We start from the raw sequence: 23740 nt of genomic DNA, 5'->3' as shown, positions 1-23740 counted from the left end.
TGACTTGTAATCTCAATCTTATCGGATCATTTTATTTAATATCTCTATATATGCATCAGGAGTAACCTTTTTATAACCTATTTCTCCAAGTTTTTTTCCTTCTTTATCCAGCATTACTACCAATGGAAAACCACCACTTTTGTTATAAGCTTCTGCCAATTGCTTATTTTGTTCTTGTAAGTTCTCTGGTAGTTGGTTTTTCCTTTTTCTTGGAAAATCTGCTTTCACCAGAATATAATTCTCTTTTGCATATTTTAGAAACTTTTCAGTATTCAAAATTTGTCTTTCTAATTTTATGCAAGGTGCGCACCAATCAGAACCGGCAAATACTAGAACTATATTTTTATTAGTATTAGAAGCAATATCTTTAGCTTCATTAAAATTAGTTAACCACTCTTGTGCAGTCAATGAACTCATACTCATTAACATTAAAGTGATTATAGAAATAATTTTTCTCATAGGATATGTATACCTAATCATAACTAGTAAAATAAACTATTAGTATTAGAAGCCATTAATAAAAGTATGACTAACACTCACCTTCAAATATGACAAAAATCATACCCCAAATATTTATAATTAATACTGTAAGAAAGATAATCCAAAAATAGTACACCAAACAAAAAAGCGAATATATCCGAGACATATTCGCTTTTTTGTGATAACTATATATTTATTGAAAGGAATACTCTTATAATTTAGGGCATCTCTTACAATTTGATTTACCTTTTTTCTTGTATTTCTTGCAACATTTTTTCTTTTTTCCTCCACAACTAACCTCACAATTTAAGGAAGCACAAGGAGAATATAAAGAGGGTATATCGGAGCTCTGCACTAGTCTTTAATTTTTATTGAATCTAAATAAAGCGCAAAAATATAAAAAAAAGGCTCTTAAAAAAAGAATCTTTTAATTTTATTTAGTCACTTATTAACAACGAGTTACCCTACTCCTGTTGTGAATTACTTATCTGAAAAGTATTGATATCCCTGTCAAATAAATAATGACCTGATTTATCATCGCCAATAATTTTTAATTTATCCAATAATGTTCTCGCCACTGCTTCTTCTTCTAATTGCTCTGCTACATACCACTGCATAAAATTATGAACGTTATAATCTTTATGTTCTAAACATTGAAAAATAACATTATTGATCTGCGCAGTTACAAACTCTTCACTTTCTAAGAAAATTTCAAATAATTCTCTTAATGACTTAAAATTATCTCTTGGTTTTTCGATTGCAGGTATTACTGCCTGTCCATTTCTTTCATTAATGAATTTGACCAGTTTAGTCATATGGACACGTTCTTCTTCAGATTGTGTATAAAAAAAGTCAGCGATCCCATTGTAGCCATTTACATCCGCCCAACATGCCATAGAAAGGTATTGTGCAGATGCTGTAGCCTCATATCGTACTTGTTCATTTAATGATTTCTCTATTTCAGGTATCATATTTATTTAATTTCTTGTATTTGTAATATTATTAAATATAAAAAAACAACTCGCCAATAATCATCTCCGATATTCATCAAAAATCTTATTGTAGTCCGTTTCATTGTAATTACTTAAAAATACAATAATTTATAACCTATTCAATAGTTTTGATTAGTGTTTCACTCTAATTTAAAATAAGACTATTTAATAATCAAAAGATCTGAAATGGTTCTCACTGTATTTTCTTTATAAAATTATTGGCGGGTATATTGCATAATTATCTCAGAATGATCTGGATATTGACTTACCAGATCATCCTTACTGGCCAACTCAAAATCTTCAAAATCAAAACCCGGTGATACCGTACATCCTACAAAGGAATAACCTTCTACATCTTTTACACTAGATGCAAACCAACAACCCGCAGAAACTACCAATTGAGGAGTTTCTCCTTGATCCAGGTTCATTCCTACTGTGTGTTTAATATACTCTCCTTCTGCTGTAATCACATGAACATATAACGAACTTCCTCCGTAAAAATGCCACATCTCATCTTGTTTAATACGATGAAATGCTGAAAAATTTTCTGAAGTAAGTAGAAAATATATTGCAGTACAATAATTACGATCTCCAGAGAATCCTTCTTTTAGCACTGCTTTAGGTATTATACCATCACTTCTATATGTCTCCTTATAAAAACCACCTTCTGGATGTGGTTTCATATGTAATCTGGCAACTATTTCTTCTACTTCTTTACTCATACTATAAGTTTTTCATATAAAAAAGAAGCGATCCAAAATATGGATCGCTTCAGAGTTTACTATATTATTTCAGACATTATGCCAGCACTGCTTGCACTTTATCTGCAGCTTCCTGGAACTGTACAGCACTTTGCACATCCAATCCACTGTTATCGATTAATTCTTTAGCGATATCTGCATTCGTTCCTTGCAAACGTACAATGATAGGAACATTAATAGCATCCCCCATATTTTTATATGCATCTACAACACCTTGAGCTACTCGATCACAACGAACAATTCCTCCAAAGATATTAATCAGTATTGCTTTTACATTAGGATCTTTAAGAATAATTCTAAAGGCTCCTTCCACACGTTTAGCATCCGCAGTTCCTCCTACATCTAAGAAGTTAGCAGGTTCTCCTCCCGCTTGCTTAATTAAATCCATTGTTGCCATCGCAAGACCAGCTCCATTTACCATACATCCCACATTTCCATCAAGGTCTACATAGTTAAGTCCAACTTCATTGGCTTCAACTTCAATAGGATTCTCTTCACGAATATCCCGCATATCCACATAATTCTTATGACGGTATAATGCATTGTCATCTATAGTCACTTTTGCATCAACAGCCATGATCTTATCATCACTGGTTTTTAAAACAGGATTAATCTCAAATAATGAAGAATCTGATTTTACATAAGCAGTATACAAAGCCATCACGAACTTAGTCATTTCTTTAAAAGCAGTACCGCTTAACCCTAGGTTAAAAGCAACACGTCTTGCCTGAAAAGGTAATAATCCAACAGCAGGATCAATTTCTTCTGTAAAAATTAAGTGAGGAGTTTCTTCTGCTACCGTTTCGATATCCATACCCCCTTCTGTAGAATACATAATCATATTACGCCCGGTAGTACGATTTAGCAATACAGACATATAAAATTCATCTGGCTCACTATCTCCAGGATAATACACATCCTCTGCAACTAATACCTGATGTACTTTTTTACCTTCGGCAGATGTTTGAGGAGTTATCAAATTCATACCGATGATCTGTCCTGCTATTTCTTCTACTTCCTGAAGATTTTTAGCAAGCTTTACTCCACCACCTTTTCCACGACCACCTGCGTGTACTTGTGCCTTGATCACGTGCCATCCGGTACCCGTCTCAGCAGTTAGTTGTTTTGCAGCAGCCACTGCTTCTTTTGCATTCTGTGCAACAATACCGCGCTGGATACGCACACCAAAGCTATTTAATATCTCTTTACCCTGATATTCGTGTAAGTTCATAGTCTTATTTTTAACCTTTTGAATAGGAGTCCCAAAAATAGGAAAAGTGAAGTTACTGTGCCAATCTTTTGTAGTAAAAAAAATGATACCGAAATCGCGGTTATATAATTAAAAAAAATAAAGAAGCTAATTATTAAAAACCTAAATAATGAGTTTATTATAGTTTAAAATCCTCAAAATCTAATGGATCGAAATTCTTAAAATGCCCATTCATTTTAATCACTTCTTTGGCACGGTTCATTTCTCTAACTACCGGAATCGTAATTTTAAGATGGCCTATAAGGTAGTTAAGTCGTTCAAGTTCGCTGCGCAGTTTTAACAAATGATATTCTTGATGTAATGCCAGTCCAACTTTATGAGCCACCTGATAACTCACAAATGGGATATTGAAAATTGGAGGTTTTTCGATGGTTAGTTCTACATATAGAATGGCAATATTTTTTAACAATTCTTCTTGAAGCTCTTCTATTCCATTTTCGCTATCTTCTAAATATTCAACCTCTCCTCCTGCATATAATTTGCCGGGCATTTGTGGATAAAAACTTTTGATTCTAAAAACTCTTGTACCCATACAAACCACATCACTAGCACCATTAGGATACTTTTTTTCTACTTTTTGTAATGTAACCTCGGTACCATATTCCAGTTTTTTATCAATAAAAGTAGGCACACCAAATGAAATTCCCTCACTCTCGCAATCCGAAATCAATTGCTGATACCTTTCTTCGAAGATATGAAGTGGTAACCGTTCACCGGGATACACTACCAATTGTAAAGGAAAAAGCGCTAACATGTTTTTGTTTTAAAAATACTAAATAAAATGACGACTATTTGTACGATATCTGTTCAAAAATTGAAAATTCGTTATTTGAAGCTTGTTTTTTTCAAGTTTAGATAATTTTATACTAATTACGCGCCTCTTAGAGATAATCTATCGTAAAAATAGTAATTTCGTATGCTTAATTTTAATTAAAATGGAAAACGCAAATTTATTAGCAATCGCAAAAGAATTTGGGAGTCCTGTATATGTTTATGACTCCGAAAAAATTGTTTCACAGTATGAACGCCTAACTAGTGCTTTTAAACAGGTGAAACATGTAAAATTGAACTATGCTGTAAAAGCATTGTCTAATCTTGCGATATTGAAACTAATGAATTCGTTAGGAGCTGGATTAGACACCGTATCTATACAAGAAGTTAAACTAGGCTTGCTTGCAGGTGTAGAGCCTGGAAATATAATTTTTACTCCTAATGGTGTTTCGTTAGAAGAAATTGAGAAAGTTTCTGAAATGGGTGTGCAGATAAATATAGATAACTTATCTATATTAGAACAATTTGGAACCAAACATCCTGACGTACCTGTTTGTATTAGAATCAATCCACACGTTATGGCTGGCGGAAACAGTAACATTTCTGTAGGACATATTGATAGCAAATTTGGTATTTCTATTCATCAGATTCCGCATATACTACGAATCGTAAAAAATACGGGGATGAATATCAACGGAATCCATATGCATACCGGTAGTGATATTTTAGATATCGATGTGTTTCTATACGCCAGTGAAATATTATTTGAAACTGCCAGAAATTTTAAGAATCTAGATTTTATAGATTTCGGAAGTGGTTTTAAAGTTCCTTATAAAGAAGGAGATATTGAAACCAATATTGAGGAGTTTGGAGAAAAACTCACAAAACGTTTCAATACCTTCTGTAAAGAATATGGAAAAGAATTAACGCTTGGTTTTGAACCGGGAAAATTCCTGGTCAGTGAAGCCGGTTATTTTCTAGCAAAAGTAAATGTAGTAAAACAAACTACTTCGACGGTTTTTGCCGGAATCGACAGTGGATTTAATCATTTGATCAGACCTATGCTTTATAATTCTTATCACCATATTACAAACATCTCAAACCCAAAAGGTAGAGAACGTTTTTATTCTATCGTCGGATACATCTGTGAAACTGACACCTTTGCCACAAACAGAAGGATTTCAGAAATTACAGAAGGTGATATTTTAGTCTTTAAAAATGCTGGAGCCTATTGTTTTTCTATGGCTAGTAATTACAATTCTCGTTTTCGCCCAGCAGAGGTACTTTGGCACAACAATGAAGCTCATTTGATTCGTAAACACGAAACCTTTAAGGATCTTACTAAAAATCAGGTAGATGTGGATATTTTTTCTAAAGTCACAGCACCTGCTTCATAAATAGTGTATAATGTTTAGAAAAAATGCATCAAGATATAACTACTTGATGCATTTTTCTTTTTAATAATGTTTGTTATAAACTTATTCCTTCATTCCTGGTTGAGTTATGGTGTAATCCTCATTACTTTTAGCTTCATCAACCATTCTTTTTACATCTGTGAGCAATTCTTTCGCATTATAAATGATACCATCTTTTATGGTATATTTAATTCCACCTGCTCTTATTACTTTATTTTCTTCTGTGAGCCTAATAGCGCCTGTACCATATAACACTTTTAAATTTTTAAGAGGGTTTTCATCAACCAATACAAAATCTGCCAACTTACCAACTTCTACTGATCCTATTTCATCCGAAACTCCTAAAGCTTCAGCTCCATTTAATGTAGCCGCTCGGATTACTTCTAAAGGGTGAAAACCTGATTCTCTTAAAAGCTCTAATTCCCTAATATATGCAAAACCATATAGCTGAAATATAAATCCAGAATCTGAGCCGGTAGTAACTCTCCCTCCTCTATTTTTATATTCATTAATAAAGGTCATCCAGAGTCTATAATTTTCTTTCCAGACTACTTCTTGCTCTGTTCCCCAATCGTGCCAATACGATCCGTGTGAAATTTTACTTGGCTGATAAAACTTCCATAAAGAAGGTAGTGTATAGGTTTCGTGCCACTCTGCTCTTCGTGCTCGTTGCAGATCTCTACTCGCTTCATAAATATTGAAAGTAGGGTCTAATGTAAAGTCTAATTCCAAAAGCTCATTCATTACTTTATTCCAATGATCAGAATATGGTTTAGCAGCTTGTTTCCATAACTTTCCGGCTTCTTCAAACCGATGTTGTTCATTCTGATAATTATAGTCTAAAGGATAATGCTGAATGGTTTTATCTTCAAACAATGCTTCTGGCAAACCGTACCAGTGCTCCATAGTTGTTAATCCGGCTCTGGCCGAATTAAGGACGTTCCAGCGAGCTACATCTGTTTGTGCGTGATGACAAGCAGAACCTAATCCTAATTTTTTATTCTCATCAAGAGCTGCTTTCATAATTTCTGGAGCGGCACCAAAAAACTTTATACCATCTGATCCTTTTTTTGCATTTTCCCGAACCCATATTCTGGCCATTTCCGGAGTACTTATAGGATCTTTACTTCCTTGACCAAAACCGGTGTATGCATAAATACGGGGAGCGATAATTTCATTTTTTTCGCTAGCTTTTTTAAGCTTCAGTGTCCAGTCGATTCCTCTTCCGCTTGGTTCCCTGACTGTTGTGATTCCGTGAGCCATCCATAATTTAAACACATAGTCTGAATCAGCTCCTTGGGCAACTCCTCCAATATGACCGTGCATATCGATAAAGCCGGGCAAAAGATACATTCCCTGAGCATCTAACTCTTTACCTCCCGGTTTCAGTTTTGGTCGTTTCGTATCATCTATCTCAACTCCGGGATAACCTACCACTACTATATTCTTAATGATATTCTTTTCTACAACAATATCTACAGGGCCTCTTGGCGGTGCACCGTTACCATTAACTAAAGTAACTCCTCTAATAATTAGCTGAGAAAAGGGGCCTTCGCTGAATTTTTGAGAATGGGTTTTGGTTTGAAGAACCATAAAACAAATAAAAAAAGCGATGAATGGTTTACATATTTTCATATAAAAAATGATTTGCATGATACAAAGTAACTGATAAAATTTCTTCAGAAATAAAGTTACCCATTTCTTAGTGGAATTATATAGTTCCTAATTAAAGTTTAGCCAAACTCGTGATAAATAATATTTAAAAACTTGAAAATAAGACTTTTAACACTTTTGGCTGACTAAGTTTAAGGCAGATTTTTCTTATATTTAGTATGAAACTAATCCAAATTTTTAGTAGCATGAAAAAACTACAGTGGAATTCATTTACCAAGAAGATTTATATTCATTCTTCAGCTAAAAAACTATATCATTTATGGGCAACCACAGAAGGAATTACATCGTGGTTTCTTAGAGAAGCCGAATATATTTCTAAGACCGGAAAAAAAAGAAAACAATCCGAACCCTTTCAAAAAGGAGATTCGTACACCTGGTATTGGCACAACTGGGATGAAAAGGAAGAAGGAGAGATTCTGGAAGCTAATGGGTCCGATTATTTAGCGTTACAATTTGGTGGTTGCAAAGTATCGATTACATTAGAAGAAAAAAAAGACATTACTATTGTAATACTAAAACAATTTGAAATTCCGGAAGATGATAACAGCAAATTGGAACTGCATTATGGCTGTAGCAATGGATGGACTTTCTGGCTTACCAACTTAAAAGCCTATGTAGAACATGGTATCCTATTAAATGAGAAAGAGATTGATCTGCGAGGGCACGAACTTGCAGGATATCAATTTGTAAATATGTAGCCTAAAGTTTCCTGATATTTCTTATTAGATATTCCAAACCATTTAATTTTAGCTCATAAACGGTCTGCATCTGCTGGCCTAGTGTTCCTTTTGGAAATCCTTTGTTATGATACCAAACAATATAATGCTCCGGAAGATCAATAAGATACCTGTCTTTATATTTACCAAAAGGCATTTTGGTATTGGCTAGTTTTATTAAAAAATCCTTCTGGGATTGCGAATTCATAAATTTGTAGAGAAGATAAATCTATTTAGCATATGCTCTGTAGTACCACATTAGGTTCTTTACCTTTTTTTCCCACGTCTTTTGACTTACCTTATTTTTAGAGTGGTCTGTTTCTAGATCGTATTGCTCCTGCATGTTAATTCTCATCCGCTCCACTCTTTTATACATTTTATTCAGTTCCTTACGAACATTCTTTCCTGGTTTGTATTCTTTCAATTTCTTACGCATAATCCTTGCGTGTAATTCTGAAATATCAAAGTGAAGTTGTTCATGTAATAGCAGGTATTGAGTAGACTGACCTTTCTTAACCCAAGATAATGATGGGTAACAAAAGCTGTCCACTTCGTACTTTAATTCAGTTTTCCCGTAATCTTTACTTATAGACCATTGATAAGTTATCCCTGTATTGACGCTAGCATCAAAATTACTGTCCCATTTAGGTTCTCCTCTAAAATCTGACCAATCTAACTTACTCTTTTCTGCATAAGAAAAACGCTCTACATATCCGTGATTAGCAAAAACTAAAACTAAGAGAATAGTAAAAAATTTACCCATAATTGCAATAATTATGCCCGGCTAAAGTTGTTGTTTTTTCTATTTCAGATAAATATCAAATACGGGGCTAAGTACTGATAATCTTTACTAAAATAGGTTTATTTATCTTAAGATATAGTTATTATATATCTATCCCAATTGAAACAATTTTTTCCAACGTATTATTATTAACTTCGATATATAAAAATTGTTGTTAAATCGTATATCAATTTTCATACCACGACTTTGAAACATCAACAAATCATTACCAAAGTTGTTATTATTTTGTCACTTACATTAGAAAACAAAATAATTTCAGCTTCTAAAAATAAAAAAAATGATTTTAAAATCAGCTGTAAAAATGATTATTGATGAAATAAATTTTATTCTATCACTGTAAGTTTCAGTTCATCATCAAATTTAATGATATAGGATGCTTTGTTATAATAGCCTCCTAACAGTTTTTTAGCATAATTAAATTTATTTTCAACGTATTCGGTTGTCCCTTCAAAGGTTGCTGCATGATATAAATCATCGGCCGAACCTAATCTCATTAAAATATCATAGGTTATATCAAAGCCTCTCACCGCATACTTGCTGGGAATAGTACCATATTCCTTTTTATATCTTTCTACAAAAGGAGTCATACTGTTCTCATCATAATTATCAAATTCCTTATCTATCGATGGATAATGTAAATGCAATTTAGATAAATACTCATTCTTAATACTATCATCACCAAATGCATCATCCTTATCGGTGGTGTACAAAGTAATTTTATGACTTTCGGCTTTTGCATTTAATAGTGTGGTTACATTACTAATCATTGCCACATCATCCGACTCCAGAAAAACCCAATTTGGGATATCTTTTGCCAGAACTTTGTTTAGGTGTACTTCATATAAATAATTACCTTCTTCAATCTTCGCTATTTTAGCATTCGGAAACTTAGCCACCAACTTATTCTTTATATCCTCATATTTCTTTTTTCCTTGTTGTACAATGATAACTATGTTTTTCTCAGTAGAATCTTTTTCTACATATGCTATCAGTTTATCCTGAAGCATTATGTCTGTCGGTCTTGTTTGGAAGAAATTACTATAAAGTTTGGATTCTCTGTTAGAAATAGGTGAAAAGACCGGAGTTTCATACTTCTTTAACTCCGCAGCAGCTGCCTCTACATTAGCCTGATACAGTGGTCCGATGACGGCATCCATTTCGTCAAAACTATTTTCATTAATAAGCTTTTTAATATGACCTGTATTATTATTCCGTTGGGTATCAAAAACCGTTAGATCGATACTAAGACCTTTGCTTTTAGCAGAATCTATCGCCATCTGAACACCTTTGTAAAAATCCAAAGCAACTCGTGTTCCTCTTGCTCTTCTGCTTTTCAAAAATTCCTCAGTTTCTTTTCTTGCATTCAGATCTAATGTATCTAATCCGAACGGAAGCATTATTGCTAATTTCTTTGTCTTAAAATTAGACAACATATTCTCTAACTTTAGCGATTTACCTTCCGGAAAATCAATAGCTAATGAATCCACTTCTCCTCTTTTAGGAAGCGTAATGACCATACCTGCTTTTAGACCATCTCTTAGGTACGGATTCATACTAAACAAAGAATCAGAAGAAATCTCGGTTCTTTTAAGAATACTATAGATAGTTTCTTTTGGCTGAACTTCATATAACTCGAATTCTGGTTCAATGATTTCTTCAAGTGGCACAAAAATGGTGGTTGGAACTATAATTTCCATTCCTATTGGAAAATTAGGATCCATTTCAGGATTTAATTGATTTAACTCTCCAACCGTTATACCGTGTCTTCTGGCAATACTATATCTTGTATCTTTTGGCTTTACAACATATTTGGTCGTTGTAGAAACCCTACTACTCAAAGTATCTTTAGGAGTTTCAATTGTTACAACTTCCTCTTTGGCATATATAGGAATTCTGATTTTATCACGTTTTCTAATTTGCTCCGAGTATAATCTTTTATTATGCTTTTTGATATCATCGACAGTGATTTCATATTTTTGCGCAATACCATACAAGGTTTCTTTTCTGCGTACTTTATGAGTTTTAAATCGAACAATTTGTCGAATCTCTTCCAATGGCTTAATGCTATCCAAAATGGGATCACTTACCGTTTCTGAGGTAGTATCTGTTGGGTTAGGATCTTTTTTATCAAGTTTACCAACTCGTAAAATTTGCCCTAGATTGATACCGTTAACCGCATCTGGATTTAAATTATAAATCGCCTCTGGCGTGGTATTATACTTCTTAGATAAATTATACACAGTATCATCTTCTACAACGACATGAATTTGATATTCTTGATCATCGATCACAGGTATAGCCAGAATTTGCCCTTCTTTTATTCCTTCTTTTGCAGTTGGATTTATTTTATAAATTGCCTCGGGAGTTGTATTATATCGTTTTGCGATTCTATATACATTTTCTCCTTGAACAACTTTGTGACTTTTATACTGCTGCGCAAAACCAAAATTGGTTACAAAAAGCACAAAAAAGAACAACAATACTTTTTTCATTCGATTTATTTTTAATGAATCTGATTCTTAAAGAATCAAAAGCGTTATGACACTGTTATATTATTCCCATTCTATGGTCGCCGGTGGTTTTGAGCTGATGTCATATACTACTCTATTAACGCCTTTTACCTTATTTATTATTTCATTAGAAGTTTTTTGCAAAAACTCATATGGTAGATTTACCCAATCTGCAGTCATCCCGTCTGTACTCTCTACAGCTCTTAAAGCTACACATTTTTCATAAGTCCTTTCATCTCCCATAACTCCAACACTCTGCACTGGCAACAACATTGCTCCCGCCTGCCAAACTTTATCATAGAGACCATTATCCTTTAGTCCATTAATAAAAATGGCATCAACCTCCTGCAAAATACTAACTTTTTCTGGAGTAATGTCTCCTAATATACGAATTGCTAATCCAGGTCCTGGAAAAGGATGTCTGCCTAACAACTCAGGATCGATTCCCATAGATCTTCCTACCCTTCTTACTTCATCTTTAAACAACATCTTTAAAGGCTCTACAACTTTTAATTTCATAAAATCCGGTAATCCACCTACATTATGATGTGATTTTATTGTAGCCGATGGACCTCCACTAACCGAAACTGATTCTATGACATCCGGATATATAGTTCCTTGCGCCAGCCATTTGGCATCTTCAATTTGGTGCGCTTCATCATCAAACACTTCGATAAATACGCGACCAATTATTTTTCTTTTTCCCTCAGGATCACTTTCTCCTGCCAAAGCATCCAAAAAGCGTGCCGAAGCATCTACTCCTTTTACGTTGAGCCCCATTCCTTCATATTGCGTTAATACGGATGAAAACTCATTTTTACGAAGCAATCCATTATTAACAAATATACAGTGGAGATTATCACCGATGGCTTTGTTTAGCAATACCGCTGCAACGGTAGAATCTACCCCGCCAGAAAGGCCTAAGACTACTTTATCATTTCCTAACTGCTCTTTTAAGTTTTTTACTGTTTCTTCTACAAAAGAATCCGGAGTCCAATCCTGGGCAATACCTGCAATATGCACTAAAAAATTCTCTAACAGCTGTGTACCGTCTTTAGAATGGTATACTTCTGGATGAAATTGAATCGCGTAGGTTTCTTCTCCTTCTATTTTAAAAGCAGCATTTTCTACATCTTGAGTACTAGCCAGAAGAGTTGCCTTAGTTGGTAATTCTTTAATTGTATCACTATGACTCATCCAAACCTGAGAACCTTCAGAAATATTTTGAAACAATTCATTTTTACTTATGTATGACAAATTTGCCCGACCATACTCCCTTGTATTGGATTCTGCTACACGTCCACCACCAAAATGTGCCAAATATTGCGCACCATAGCAAATACCTAATAATGGTTTTTTACCCTGTATTTCTGATAGATCCGGATGCGCAACGGCATTACCACGCACTGATAGTGGACTACCCGATAAAATAACAGCGTTATAATCACTTATATTTTTTGGAGGTTTATTGTACGGATGAATTTCTGAATAAATATTGAGTTCTCTCACTCGGCGTCCTATAAGTTGTGTTACTTGTGACCCGAAGTCTAAAATAAGTACCTTGTTATTTTGCATAGGCAAAAATAAAATTAAATTGAAAACCCTGAAATGCTAACTGACATAATTTTCAACTTAGTTGATTATTTTACAAACACCTTGTTAATTGTCCCAAAAAATAACCACTTACTTAGTATATTTATAGAAAAACGATGAAATCTTCATTTTTAAGTCATTTGCTATGTTTTTATATCATACTTACCGTGATTTCCTGTAAAAGTGGATTAGACACCAGAGGTTCCAATAATTATAAAAGTAGCATTAATGTAACGTCATTTAAAGAAATTCCTCTAACTCCCGGTAATATAATAAGTACAGTAAAAGTAAACGACAAAGAATCTGAATGGAAATACGACTTAACCATTCCTAAAATTAAAGACGGAGAAAAGGTTCCTTTATTTATCGTTTTACACGGAGGCGTTGGAAGCAAGAACTACACTAAATTTAGCAATTGCCTTGTAACTCCTGGATTAAAAGATGCAGGAGGATTTATATTCAGTCCTTCAGGAGCTTGGCGCACCTGGACCTTAGATTATCTCGAGAAAAGAATTTTAGATTTTATTGATTTGGCTAAAGAACACTGGCCAATAGATCCTAACAAAATAGTACTGGTAGGTTATAGCAACGGAGCTATTGCAGGATGGCAATATGCTAAAGATTATGAAAGTATTTTCTCTGGGATGGTACTTATGGGATCTAATTGTAAAGTAGAAGAAAAATTAAATATCCCAATTTATGTAATCCAGGGAACAGAAGATAAGTTCTTTCCTATTAAAAAAGTAAGAAAACGAGTTGCCGAAGCCAAAGCATTAGGGTGTAATATCACTTTTGTAGAAGCCGAAGGAAATACCCACGTAAAAGCTTGTGAATATCAGGAAATTTTAAAAACAAGTATTCCATGGATGGAAAAAGAAGTATGGAAAACTAAGTAAATTTTTAATATTAATATCTGCTTTTTGAGGTTGATTCATAAATTGATTAACTTTAAGGTAATCCTTAAAAAAGTAACAAGCCATGACGGATATCATATTTTCTTCCATTATAGTCGACCTAAAAAGTGCTATTGAAACTAAGACACATCCTTTTAGGTATTTTACACTGGCTACTTCTGATTTCAATAGCATACCTAGACTAAGAACTGTCGTTCTAAGAGATGTGGACGATGATTTAAATATGATAGTATACACCGATGAGAGGTCTAAAAAAATTGCTAATATCCAAGCGAATAATCGAGTAAGCCTTTTATTTTATGATCAGAAGCGATTATTACAAATCACGATAAAGGCTAAAGCCGAAATAATTACAGATGAAAAAGTAATACAACAAATATGGAAGCAAATCCCTGAAAGAGCCAAAAAAGACTATACAACAGAATTATCTCCAGGAAGAGAAATACAAGACCCTAAAGAGGTTGACTATCTAGAAGGAAAACATTTTTTCTCAGCAATTAAGATTATTCCAGCCCGAATAGAATACTTAAGATTAAAAAGACCCAATCATATCCGAGTGGTCTTTAAAAAAGAAAATGGTAACTGGAAAGGAACCTATATAGTTCCTTAATTCTTTTTCACAAGTTTGAAATTGCTTTTCTGACTTCCTGATACAATACTTCCTAAATACAATCCATTAGACAAATTCTCTATGTTGATATCTACCGAAGCAACTTCAGAGGGTATTTCTCCTTCATAAACCAATTGCCCATTAATGTCATAAATCATCAATGATTTTGTTTTTACAACATCAGAAGTAGAAAACCTGAAGATACTACTTACTGGGTTTGGACTAATCTGAAAAGATATTTGTTGACTGGGTCCGCCCACACTCAAGGTATTACCAATCACATATTTTATACCTTCTTCTACATGTTTTATAAAATCAGTATCGTTTGTATAATCACTAGAATTGTGTCCTAAGGCAGTATAAAATGATCGACCACCTCCATATTCTTTATACCAGGAAATAGGCCTTGCTTCATCATAATCATTAGACCCGGTCGACTCTACCATCAATAGATCTATATTGCCCGGAAATAATTGCCCTCCGTTATTTTTCCAATAATAATATTCTTCGGATTTGTTCCAGGTAGTTCCCAGAAAATCCACAGACGGATGAGAATTAACAACCGTCATATCTGCATTAAAATTATTACTGGTATGATTGGGACTAGTCTGAACAATTCCTCCTACAAGTTCATTGTAGAATGGCCAACTTCGATCTCTGTAGGTATCTGTTGCCGCGTGGATACCTAAAAAACCACCTCCCGCAGCTATAAAATCTTCAAAAGCCTGACGTTGTGAAGCATTCAATAAATTATTACCACTGGTATTACACCAAATTACCGCACTATATTGCGCTAAGTTACTTGCATTAAAGTCATTGGCATTATCCGTTTGATCCGTTGTCCAAAGCCCATTGGTATTACCAAGATTGGTAATCATGGTAACTCCAGCTCCGATGGAAGGATGCGTAAATCCATTGGTTTTGGTAAAGACTAATACCTTATCCTGAGCAGATAAACTAAACAGCGAGAATAGAAATAAGGTCGTTAAGAGGTTTTGTGTTTTCATGATGTTAAGAGTTTGTTACTCAATAACGTTAGGTATTGCTATAAAATTATAGCCTCTTCTAATTAGTTTTATAATAAGACCTGATACCCCAAAAAATTAGAAGTTATAAATCCTGAACTCATGTGATAATCTTGTTTGCTAATCACTATCTACTTTCTGGGTGGTCACTTTTATATCCCGGAAATTTTATCTTTCTTTAAAAAAAATAATCGTATCCGTAGAATTAAACAGTTGTTATAAATAAAAATAAATACAATTGCTGTTATACGGTAGTTAGCCACAATTAAATGAACTTGAGAATAATCATAATTATATCACTAATATTCCTGACTGAGTTAAGTTTTGGACAACACACCTTTGACATTCCAGATTTTGAAACAAAACTAGACACCATTTATGATAAGCACGATAGTAGTTTTGCTATAGGATCAGTTGTGCAAAACGGAGATTTCAAAGGACATAGATTTGGTTATTGGAAGGAGTATTATAGCACTGGAGAATTGAAAGGTTCAGGCTTAATGCTAATTGAAAAATATGTTCAATGCTGCTTTTCCGGACCTTGTACACAACATTACAGTTACAAGATTGGCAACTGGACTTACTTTTATAAAAACGGTTCATTTAAAGCAAAGGGAACATATGAAACCCAGATCTATAATTATCCAACTTCTTGTAGAGGAGGTTATGATATAATTATTCAAAAAGTAGGTTCAAAATGGGAGTTTTATGATACTGAAGGTGAAGAAATTAAGAAAACCAAAGAAATCGTTAATGAACTTGAAACATTTTATACAAGTTGGGGAAAACACAGTGGCTAACACTGTATATAGCAAATAGGGCGTTTGGTAGTTTAGGAAAGTTCAGTGCTAATTACCAACACCGCCAAATCGTTGATTTGGCTTTTAAGAATGAATAAATTAAAAACAAAATACAACGTTTTGGCTCAGTACAAACCCGAAAGTTTATCGCTTTCTACTACCCTACTTGCCATATACTAATCGTTACCTGCAAGCTGAAAAAAGACCTGTAACAATTATCAAAATAAGGCATCTTTAGTATGGACACTAATTCAAAAACAATGCGATTAATAATATTCATTACAGGCTTATTAATATCAACAATATCATACGGACAAACATCCTTAAAAGAAATCGGACTTAAAGCAGAAAAACATAAAGTCGGATTTAAACACTATACAATTAGTGATAGTACAAGAACTTATCGAATTCATAATGAGTTTAACAACCAACTCATCAAGAGACCAATTCCAATAAGTATTTGGTATCCTGCGAAAATAGAAAATAGTAATTCTGAACCATTAACAGTCTTGGATTATGTAGAGATTTTTAAGGAAGAAGAAGAATGGAAGGACTTACCAGACTATTTTTTAATGGATTGGTTTCAACATTTACCGAATACACCAGAAAACGAAGCTCATCTTTCTGAAAAAGTAAATGCATTTCGCAATCCAACATTTTTAGATGGAAAATTTCCAGTTATAGTTTATGCATCAAGCTATCAAGCCTCGTCAATTGAGAACTTTGCGCTTTTCGAATATTTAGCAAGTAATGGTTTCGTAGTGATATCAAGTCCTTCAAGAGGAACAGAAACACGTTGGTTAGAAGGAGCAACCACGAAAGATATGGAAACGCAGTCAAGAGATGTGGAGTTCCTTCTCAAAGAAATTCATAGCTACGAAAGTATCAATTCGGAAAAAGTAGCATTAATGGGATTTAGTTTTGGTGGATTGTCAAACGCCATAACTGTTATGAAAAACAAGAATATAAATGCAATTGTAAGTCTAGATGGAGCAGAAAGATACAATTATGCTGTCTTGGAAAAGTCACCTTATTTTAATTTAGATAGGTTTTCGATTCCTTATATCCATTTCGCTCAAAAAGAGATTCCAATTCAAATTCTAACCACGGACAAAATCCCTGAAGAGTTGAATTACAAATTTCAACTGTATGATTCTTTAAAATATAGTAATATTCACAGATATAGATTTCACGACCTTACACATTCTTATTTTAGTTCTTTTGGTGTCCTATTCGCAAACAGAGACAAAAGGCAAGATAAAAGTGATGAGAAAATTATGGCTTCCTATAATTTGCTATGCCAACATACCTTACAGTTTTTGAATGCGACACTAAAAAATGAGGAAGAGGCAATTTATTTCATTGAAAATAAGCCTATTGCAAACGGATTTCCCGATAGTTTGATTTCTAAACAAACGAAAAACGCTATCAAAAAAGACTTTACATATAAAGATTTTAATGATTTAGCATATAAACAGGATTATAAAGATTTAATCCCGTTATATAAAAGCACTATTGTTGAATATCCAAATCTTGAACTTCAAGAAGGAATGTTGAATATTTTTGGATTACGATTGTCCTTTAACCCTGAAAAGAGAGAGCAAGGATATAACGTCCTTCTTTTAGCTTTACACTTATATCCAAAATCGGCAAATTTATATGATAGTTTAGCCGAGGCATATTTTTATAATAAGGATTACTCAAACGCTATTTTGAATTACAAAAAGTCATTGGAATTAAATCCAAAAAATCAAAATGCAATTGACAGATTGAAACAACTAAAGGAATAAAGCCAGCAGGTAACATTGTACATAAAAATAACTCAAGTCATTGCTAACACTAAGGTTTGGACATTTTTGGAAAGTTGCCAAATTTTTAAATTTGACGATTTCCAATAAAAAAGATAAATAATAAAATTTAAAAATTTGGCTTGTGTTCATCCGAAAAGTAACAGCTTATTTTCAGCGCTACTTTTCATATACGGAGCCGCTGTAAACAATTTAACTCAACCTATGAAAAAAAGTATTATCCTAACCTGTCTAATCACAATTTCATTGTCATTATCTGCGCAAATTTCTGACAAATCTATATTAGTTGGTAAATGGAACGTAGAAAAGACAATTAAACAACCACCCGTTCCTCAAATAACACCTCTTGTCCAATCATTCGAACAGGCAACCTTTGATTTTAAAGATAATGATGTATTCGAACTCTCTACTACCAAAAGTACAGAGCTATTCGAAATGATGATGTCAGAAGTTATGATTGACACCAAATGGAAGTTTAATAAGAATAAACAGCTCCTACAAATTGGAAATGAAGCCGATCGATATACAACTATGAGCATTATAGTTAATAAAAAAAATGATAAAATTATATTTGAACTAGAGGAAAGCGGATTAGTATTTTTAATGAAAAAAGTAGATTAAAACTGTTTACAACAATACCTAATCTTTAACTTGCGTAAACTATGTATCTTAAGGAACATTAAAACAAATCTATGAACAAAACATTGGGCCTTCATAAAAATCTATTAATATTCGGAATACCAATACTGATTATTGGGATGATGGTAATACTCGCTAAATCATCATTTTTCACAGCAAACCCGAATACACTCTCAATTGGAATTACGTTCGACTTATTATTGACAGTTCCTATCATCTACTTTATGCTTATCAGAAAAACGAGTATCCCAAAGACTACCATCTTACCTTTTTTCGTTATCGGAATGATAATTTGTTCCATAATTCTTCCTATACAAAATCAATATTATCTCGACCTCTTTAAAACTTGGATATTTCCAATAGTTGAACTATCAATAGTGTCATTTATTATCTACAATGTGACTAAAGCTATAAAACTATATAGGCTAAACAAAGACGAAAAAGTTGACTTTTTTACAACATTAAAAAACACTTGCTATGAAATACTTCCGAAAAGTGTGGTTATGCCTGTAGTTACAGAAATTGCTGTTTTTTATTACGGGTTTATTTATTGGAAAAAAAGAAAAATTAATGAAAATGAATTCTCTTACCATAAAGATAGCGGAACTATTTCATTGCTAATTGCAATAATTTTCATTGTTGCTATTGAAACTTTTGTTTTACATATTCTTCTTCAAAAATGGAATATTACAGTTGCTTGGATTTTGACTTTTTTAAGTATATATTCTGGTATTCAGCTTCTTGGATTTCTAAAATCAATGTCTAAAAGACCAATATCCATTAAAGATGATAAACTATACCTTAGATACGGAATAATGAACGAAACAACTATCGATTTAAAAAGTATCGAAAGCATTGAGATTTCGTCGAAAGATTTAGAACTGAATACGGAAACACGAAAACTATCTTTTTTGGGTGAATTGGAAAGTCATAATGTTGTTATCAGATTAAAGGAAGAAAATACATTGATTGGGCTATATGGAATTAAACGAAAATATAAGAATTTAGCATTACACATTGATAATAAAAACGAATTTAAGAATCGAATAAATAACGCCTTACATCAAGGGTTATAATAAATACGGGATTTGGTGTCTAACCCAAAGTTTAGTGTATTTTTATGAAGTCCTCCAAATCTTTTGATTTGGCTTTTAAAACGAAAAAGATAAAACAAAATAAAAAGTTTTGGCTACGTGCTTGATCAAAAGTTCACTGCTTTTAATTCCCGTACTAACCATAGCCGAGACTTTGGCAACAATATTAGAAATACCGAAATGAAATATCTAAAGCTAACTTTATTACTAATTCTAACTTTGAGTTGTCAATATAAAAGCACTATGAAAGAACATCAGAAAAAAATAATTGAAAGTTATGTAGACTCATACAACAATTTTGACATTAATGGAATGGTAAAAAACCTAAATGATAATATTGTATTCGAAAATATTTCCAATGGCAATGTTGATTTAAGAACTGAAGGAATAAATGAATTCAAAAAACAAGCGGAATCGGCAAAACAATACTTCTCGAAAAGAAAACAAACTATAACTTCCTGGAATTTTAATAATTCGAAAGTTTCTATTAATATTGATTACAAAGCAGTATTGGCAATTGATTTACCAAACGGAATGAAGTCAGGAGACACATTAGAACTAAAAGGAAAGTCAGAGTTTGAATTTGAAAACGGAAAAATCAAAAGTATATCTGACAAAAGTTAATACAGTATACAACAGTGTTGGGCACATACAAAAAAGCAACAGATTTAAATGATTACAGAAGATTTATTAAAACAAATAGAGTTCATTAAAGAAATTGACAAAATCAAATACATACAACGTAAGACTAAACTTTTCAATAGTGATAGAAAAGAAAACGATGCTGAACATAGTTGGCATTTAGCTATGATGGCTGTAGTTTTAAGTGAATATTCAGACAATAAAATTGATTTATTGAAAGTTATCAAAATGGTACTGATACACGATATAGTGGAGATTGACGCCGGAGACACCTTTTTGTATGACAAGGAAAAAAGTCACGATAATACCGAAGAAGAGAAGAAGTGTGCGGAAAGAATATTTGGTATCCTTCCAGAAAAACAAGCAACCGAATTTATTGAAGTTTGGTCTGAATTTGAGAACGGAACTTCTAACGAGGCAAAATTCGCAAAATCACTGGATAATCTCGAACCAATTTTGCAAAATGCTTCAAATAACGGAGGAACTTGGAAAGAATTTGAAGTTAACTACAAGACGGTTTTTGAAAAGAAAAAAGTTATAAAAAAAGGTTCCGAAAAATTATGGGATTTCACCAAAAACATTTTGAATGATAGTGTGAAAAAAGGCATATTAGCTGAATAAAATACACGTTGCCAATAACGTGTATAGCTCATTGCAACTGAATTCCTAATAAGAATTCATTGAAATGAGCTATCTTTCGGTTACGGCCGAAAATCATAGCTGATTCCCCGCAACGATCCATACATAAAAACCGCTACCTACAAGCTTCAAAAAAATATAATATGAAAGCAAACCCACAACTTAAAAAATTCATAGAACCCTACGATCAGGGAATTCAGAAGTTGACACTAGAATTGCGGAATTTTATAACAGAGTTAGTACCGCAAGCCAACGAGTTGATTTGGGATAATTACAATGCCGTTGCAATAGGGTATTCAAAATCAGAAAAACTTAAAGATGCATTTTGTCATATTGCACTTTATTCACAACACGTAAATTTCGGATTTAATCGGGGAGCAGAATTAACAAACACAAGTGTTAAGCTAAATGGCAAAGGAAAACTAATAAGACACATTAAGGTAAAGGACTTCGAATCTTTTCCTAAAGAGGATATTAAAAAAATGATTTGGGAAGCTGTTCAAATTTCAGAGAAAATGAATAATGAATTGATTTATGAAAACAATACGCCAAAAAGTATCGTTATGTCTATTTCAGAAAAGAAAATGAGACCAAATTAAAAAGGCAAACCTGTTCCATAAACTCTTATCAAAACAGGTGTTACTTTAAAGATTTCTACTAGTAACTAAATTGTTTATTAGACTGATAAACAATACTTAAGATAACCCGAAATTAATTCCTTGGGCCGACAATTCTTCTATTTTATTAAAGTTTATAATACATAATTATCCTATTTACATTAATTATTACCCATTAATCAAGTGTATGCGTTTTTTTAACTTTTTAAATGTTAAATTTTAAGTTAATTAACAATAACCTTTAAAAAATCCAACTTATTATGAAAACATTAAAAATTTTGAATGTATTTAAAATACTATTCGCGGTTTTACCTATTCTTTTGTTCGTGTTAGTTTCTTGTGAATCTGATATACAAGAACAAACGGTAGAAAACGAAGTTCAAATTAGCGAAAAACTAAGGCTAACCTTAGAAGCTGAACAAACTGATCATCAAGGACCTATGGTGTCAAAAGTTTTATTTGGTACTGAAGTTAAAGTGGTCTCTTTAGGACACGGAAACTACGCATTGGGTGATATGATCTTAACTGAGGAGAATTTTGATCCCAAAGACGGAACCGATTCCAGTAAAGGAGTATGGGACAGACGCGTAAATAAATGGCCAAATCGGACTATTCTTTACAGATATTCTAATAACATGCCACAGGCTACAAAAGATAAGGTAATTTATGCAGCGAATTATATCACGAATAATACTGATTTAACCGTTCGTAGATGGAACAGCAATGACAGTGCTGGTTATGTGTGGGTTGGTTACAGTGAATCAAGCGGTTGTTCGGCTCAGTTGGGCTACCAGAATAAAAAATTCCCAGGACAGCGAATGAATCTAGCCTCTGGATGTTCTCAAGGATCTGCTATTCACGAATTCTTACATGTTGCAGGTATTATTCATGAACAAAATCACTGGAACAGAGACGCATATGTAGATGTATTATTTGGTAACATCTTGGATGATAAAGAATTTAATTATTTCAAGGTTTCAGATGCTAACGGTTGGGAAATATCAGATGTGCTTGATACAAATTCTATCATGATGTATGGATCATACTTCTTTAGAACACAACAAGCAATAAACAACGGTTGGAGATCAATGAGACGAGTAGATGGAAGTACCATAATTCCTAATCGAAGTTATATGACAACAAATGATATAAGGATTATCAATGCGGTTTATTAATACATAAAGTATTATTAAAATAAACACAGATTATTTAACATAAACCTTCTGTAAATTATTCAGAAGGCTTATATACTTTTTATGTCAAGCACTAAAATCCGCTAATTTTACTAAATTTGATTACTGCAAAATCGTTTATAGCTAACACAATACAGCGTGAAGTATGCACAGCTCAAAATATCAAAAGCAACTTAAAAAATGTCTAGATTAGTAGCATATCGAGAAAAACAAAATTTGACACAAGAAGAACTCTCTAAAAAGTCAGGAGTTTCTGTTCGCACTATTCAACGAATTGAATCGGGAATAGCTCCAAAAGGCTACACACTTAAAGCTTTAGCAAAAGCATTAAGTTTAGATGAAAAGGAACTGCTAAAAAGAGAGGCTGATCAAAAACAAATTAATTATAAACTTACCAATATAATTAACCTTTCCTCCTTACTTGTTGTTTTCATTCCTATATTAAGTATTGCTTTTCCTTTGGTTATAACACATTTCAAAAAGCAATATAATCCGCTTACCAAACAAATAATAACCATTCAAATTCTTTGGTCCATCCTGACTATTGCAATATATCTAATCGGAAGTGTTCTCAATTTAGGAGAATTAGGACGCAACTTCGCATTAGTACTTCTTTTACTTCTGGTCTTTGCAAACGTCTGTATTATTTTAAGAAACAGTATTGAACTTAATAAAAATAACACTCTTTATTTCAACTTGAAAAATAGCATTATATAAGAGTACAGCATCATTGGCGGCTTTCTGGCAGCTTTTTGGCGTGTTTATTTTAATACTT

The 23740-nt window shown here is 33.0% G+C and carries 24 protein-coding genes; 13 read left to right on the top strand and 11 right to left on the bottom strand.

Features of this window, described 5'->3' with window-relative positions; all coding sequences use genetic code 11:
• Positions 1 to 18 precede the first annotated feature (18 nt).
• The 5 genes from ACFSR1_RS22350 to ACFSR1_RS22330 form a co-directional block, all read right to left on the bottom strand.
• Positions 19 to 459 carry a thioredoxin family protein gene (locus ACFSR1_RS22350; RefSeq protein ID WP_378295248.1) on the bottom strand — a complete coding sequence of 147 codons (441 nt, stop codon included), beginning with the start codon at positions 457 to 459 and terminating at the stop codon, positions 19 to 21.
• Positions 460 to 944: 485 nt separating this feature from the next.
• Positions 945 to 1451 (bottom strand): ferritin, encoded by a 507-nt coding sequence (locus ACFSR1_RS22345; protein WP_378295247.1) that lies wholly within the window; start codon positions 1449 to 1451, stop codon positions 945 to 947.
• Between the two features lie 236 nt (positions 1452 to 1687).
• Positions 1688 to 2194, bottom strand: coding sequence for a cupin domain-containing protein (locus ACFSR1_RS22340; protein WP_378295246.1), 507 nt, complete (start codon positions 2192 to 2194; stop codon positions 1688 to 1690).
• 76 nt (positions 2195 to 2270) lie between these two features.
• Positions 2271 to 3464, bottom strand: coding sequence for an ADP-forming succinate--CoA ligase subunit beta (gene sucC, locus ACFSR1_RS22335; protein ID WP_378295245.1), 1194 nt, complete (start codon positions 3462 to 3464; stop codon positions 2271 to 2273).
• Positions 3465 to 3621: 157 nt separating this feature from the next.
• On the bottom strand, positions 3622 to 4257 hold the full coding sequence (locus ACFSR1_RS22330) for an LON peptidase substrate-binding domain-containing protein (protein WP_378295244.1): 636 nt from the start codon (positions 4255 to 4257) through the stop codon (positions 3622 to 3624).
• Between the two features lie 181 nt (positions 4258 to 4438).
• On the opposite strand from ACFSR1_RS22330, the gene lysA reads away from it, so the two are divergent.
• Entirely contained in the window at positions 4439 to 5671 is a 1233-nt protein-coding gene (gene lysA / locus ACFSR1_RS22325) for a diaminopimelate decarboxylase (RefSeq protein ID WP_378295243.1), read from the top strand.
• An 81-nt stretch (positions 5672 to 5752) separates the two neighbouring features.
• On the opposite strand, the gene ACFSR1_RS22320 is transcribed toward lysA, so the two are convergent.
• Positions 5753 to 7282, bottom strand: a complete 1530-nt coding sequence (locus ACFSR1_RS22320) for an amidohydrolase family protein (protein ID WP_378295433.1) — start codon at positions 7280 to 7282, stop codon at positions 5753 to 5755.
• 266 nt (positions 7283 to 7548) lie between these two features.
• On the opposite strand from ACFSR1_RS22320, the gene ACFSR1_RS22315 reads away from it, so the two are divergent.
• Positions 7549 to 8061 carry an SRPBCC family protein gene (locus ACFSR1_RS22315; RefSeq protein WP_378295242.1) on the top strand — a complete coding sequence of 171 codons (513 nt, stop codon included), beginning with the start codon at positions 7549 to 7551 and terminating at the stop codon, positions 8059 to 8061.
• A 1-nt stretch (position 8062) separates the two neighbouring features.
• On the opposite strand, the gene ACFSR1_RS22310 is transcribed toward ACFSR1_RS22315, so the two are convergent.
• The 4 genes from ACFSR1_RS22310 to guaA form a co-directional block, all read right to left on the bottom strand.
• Entirely contained in the window at positions 8063 to 8287 is a 225-nt protein-coding gene (locus ACFSR1_RS22310) for a DUF3820 family protein (RefSeq protein WP_378295241.1), read from the bottom strand.
• A gap of 21 nt (positions 8288 to 8308) precedes the next feature.
• Positions 8309 to 8842, bottom strand: a complete 534-nt coding sequence (locus tag ACFSR1_RS22305) for a DUF922 domain-containing protein (protein ID WP_378295240.1) — start codon at positions 8840 to 8842, stop codon at positions 8309 to 8311.
• A 362-nt stretch (positions 8843 to 9204) separates the two neighbouring features.
• The gene (locus tag ACFSR1_RS22300) at positions 9205 to 11373 is read right to left on the bottom strand and encodes an amino acid ABC transporter substrate-binding protein (protein ID WP_378295239.1); all 2169 of its coding nucleotides are present in this window, start codon (positions 11371 to 11373) and stop codon (positions 9205 to 9207) included.
• A gap of 60 nt (positions 11374 to 11433) precedes the next feature.
• Positions 11434 to 12966, bottom strand: coding sequence for a glutamine-hydrolyzing GMP synthase (gene guaA, locus ACFSR1_RS22295; protein WP_378295238.1), 1533 nt, complete (start codon positions 12964 to 12966; stop codon positions 11434 to 11436).
• Between the two features lie 134 nt (positions 12967 to 13100).
• On the opposite strand from guaA, the gene ACFSR1_RS22290 reads away from it, so the two are divergent.
• Complete coding sequence (locus tag ACFSR1_RS22290; protein ID WP_378295237.1) at positions 13101 to 13880, top strand: dienelactone hydrolase family protein; 780 nt, start codon at positions 13101 to 13103, stop codon at positions 13878 to 13880.
• An 82-nt stretch (positions 13881 to 13962) separates the two neighbouring features.
• Positions 13963 to 14508 (top strand): pyridoxamine 5'-phosphate oxidase family protein, encoded by a 546-nt coding sequence (locus tag ACFSR1_RS22285; protein WP_378295236.1) that lies wholly within the window; start codon positions 13963 to 13965, stop codon positions 14506 to 14508.
• Here ACFSR1_RS22285 and ACFSR1_RS22280 read toward each other — a convergent pair.
• Positions 14505 to 15515 (bottom strand): ThuA domain-containing protein, encoded by a 1011-nt coding sequence (locus ACFSR1_RS22280; RefSeq protein WP_378295235.1) that lies wholly within the window; start codon positions 15513 to 15515, stop codon positions 14505 to 14507. The genes ACFSR1_RS22285 and ACFSR1_RS22280 overlap by 4 nt on opposite strands.
• Positions 15516 to 15802: 287 nt before the next feature.
• On the opposite strand from ACFSR1_RS22280, the gene ACFSR1_RS22275 reads away from it, so the two are divergent.
• From ACFSR1_RS22275 to ACFSR1_RS22235, 9 genes are all read left to right on the top strand, one after another.
• Entirely contained in the window at positions 15803 to 16333 is a 531-nt protein-coding gene (locus ACFSR1_RS22275) for a hypothetical protein (RefSeq protein WP_378295234.1), read from the top strand.
• Between the two features lie 260 nt (positions 16334 to 16593).
• Entirely contained in the window at positions 16594 to 18123 is a 1530-nt protein-coding gene (locus ACFSR1_RS22270) for a CocE/NonD family hydrolase (protein ID WP_378295233.1), read from the top strand.
• A 222-nt stretch (positions 18124 to 18345) separates the two neighbouring features.
• Complete coding sequence (locus ACFSR1_RS22265; protein ID WP_378295232.1) at positions 18346 to 18762, top strand: hypothetical protein; 417 nt, start codon at positions 18346 to 18348, stop codon at positions 18760 to 18762.
• A 71-nt stretch (positions 18763 to 18833) separates the two neighbouring features.
• Positions 18834 to 19856: a hypothetical protein gene (locus ACFSR1_RS22260; protein WP_378295231.1), complete on the top strand. Its 1023-nt coding sequence runs from the start codon at positions 18834 to 18836 to the stop codon at positions 19854 to 19856.
• A gap of 261 nt (positions 19857 to 20117) precedes the next feature.
• Positions 20118 to 20498 carry a nuclear transport factor 2 family protein gene (locus ACFSR1_RS22255; RefSeq protein WP_378295230.1) on the top strand — a complete coding sequence of 127 codons (381 nt, stop codon included), beginning with the start codon at positions 20118 to 20120 and terminating at the stop codon, positions 20496 to 20498.
• Between the two features lie 48 nt (positions 20499 to 20546).
• Positions 20547 to 21137 carry an HD domain-containing protein gene (locus ACFSR1_RS22250; protein ID WP_378295229.1) on the top strand — a complete coding sequence of 197 codons (591 nt, stop codon included), beginning with the start codon at positions 20547 to 20549 and terminating at the stop codon, positions 21135 to 21137.
• A gap of 161 nt (positions 21138 to 21298) precedes the next feature.
• Complete coding sequence (locus ACFSR1_RS22245) at positions 21299 to 21754, top strand: hypothetical protein (RefSeq protein ID WP_378295228.1); 456 nt, start codon at positions 21299 to 21301, stop codon at positions 21752 to 21754.
• Between the two features lie 278 nt (positions 21755 to 22032).
• Positions 22033 to 22947, top strand: a complete 915-nt coding sequence (locus ACFSR1_RS22240) for a M12 family metallopeptidase (protein WP_378295227.1) — start codon at positions 22033 to 22035, stop codon at positions 22945 to 22947.
• Between the two features lie 198 nt (positions 22948 to 23145).
• Complete coding sequence (locus ACFSR1_RS22235; protein ID WP_378295226.1) at positions 23146 to 23682, top strand: helix-turn-helix domain-containing protein; 537 nt, start codon at positions 23146 to 23148, stop codon at positions 23680 to 23682.
• Positions 23683 to 23740 lie beyond the last annotated feature (58 nt).

The organism is Aquimarina rubra, assembly GCF_042684305.1.
In the GTDB taxonomy this organism is placed as follows: Bacteria; Bacteroidota; Bacteroidia; order Flavobacteriales; family Flavobacteriaceae; genus Aquimarina; species Aquimarina rubra.
This window is presented reverse-complemented; position numbering and strand designations above follow the sequence as displayed.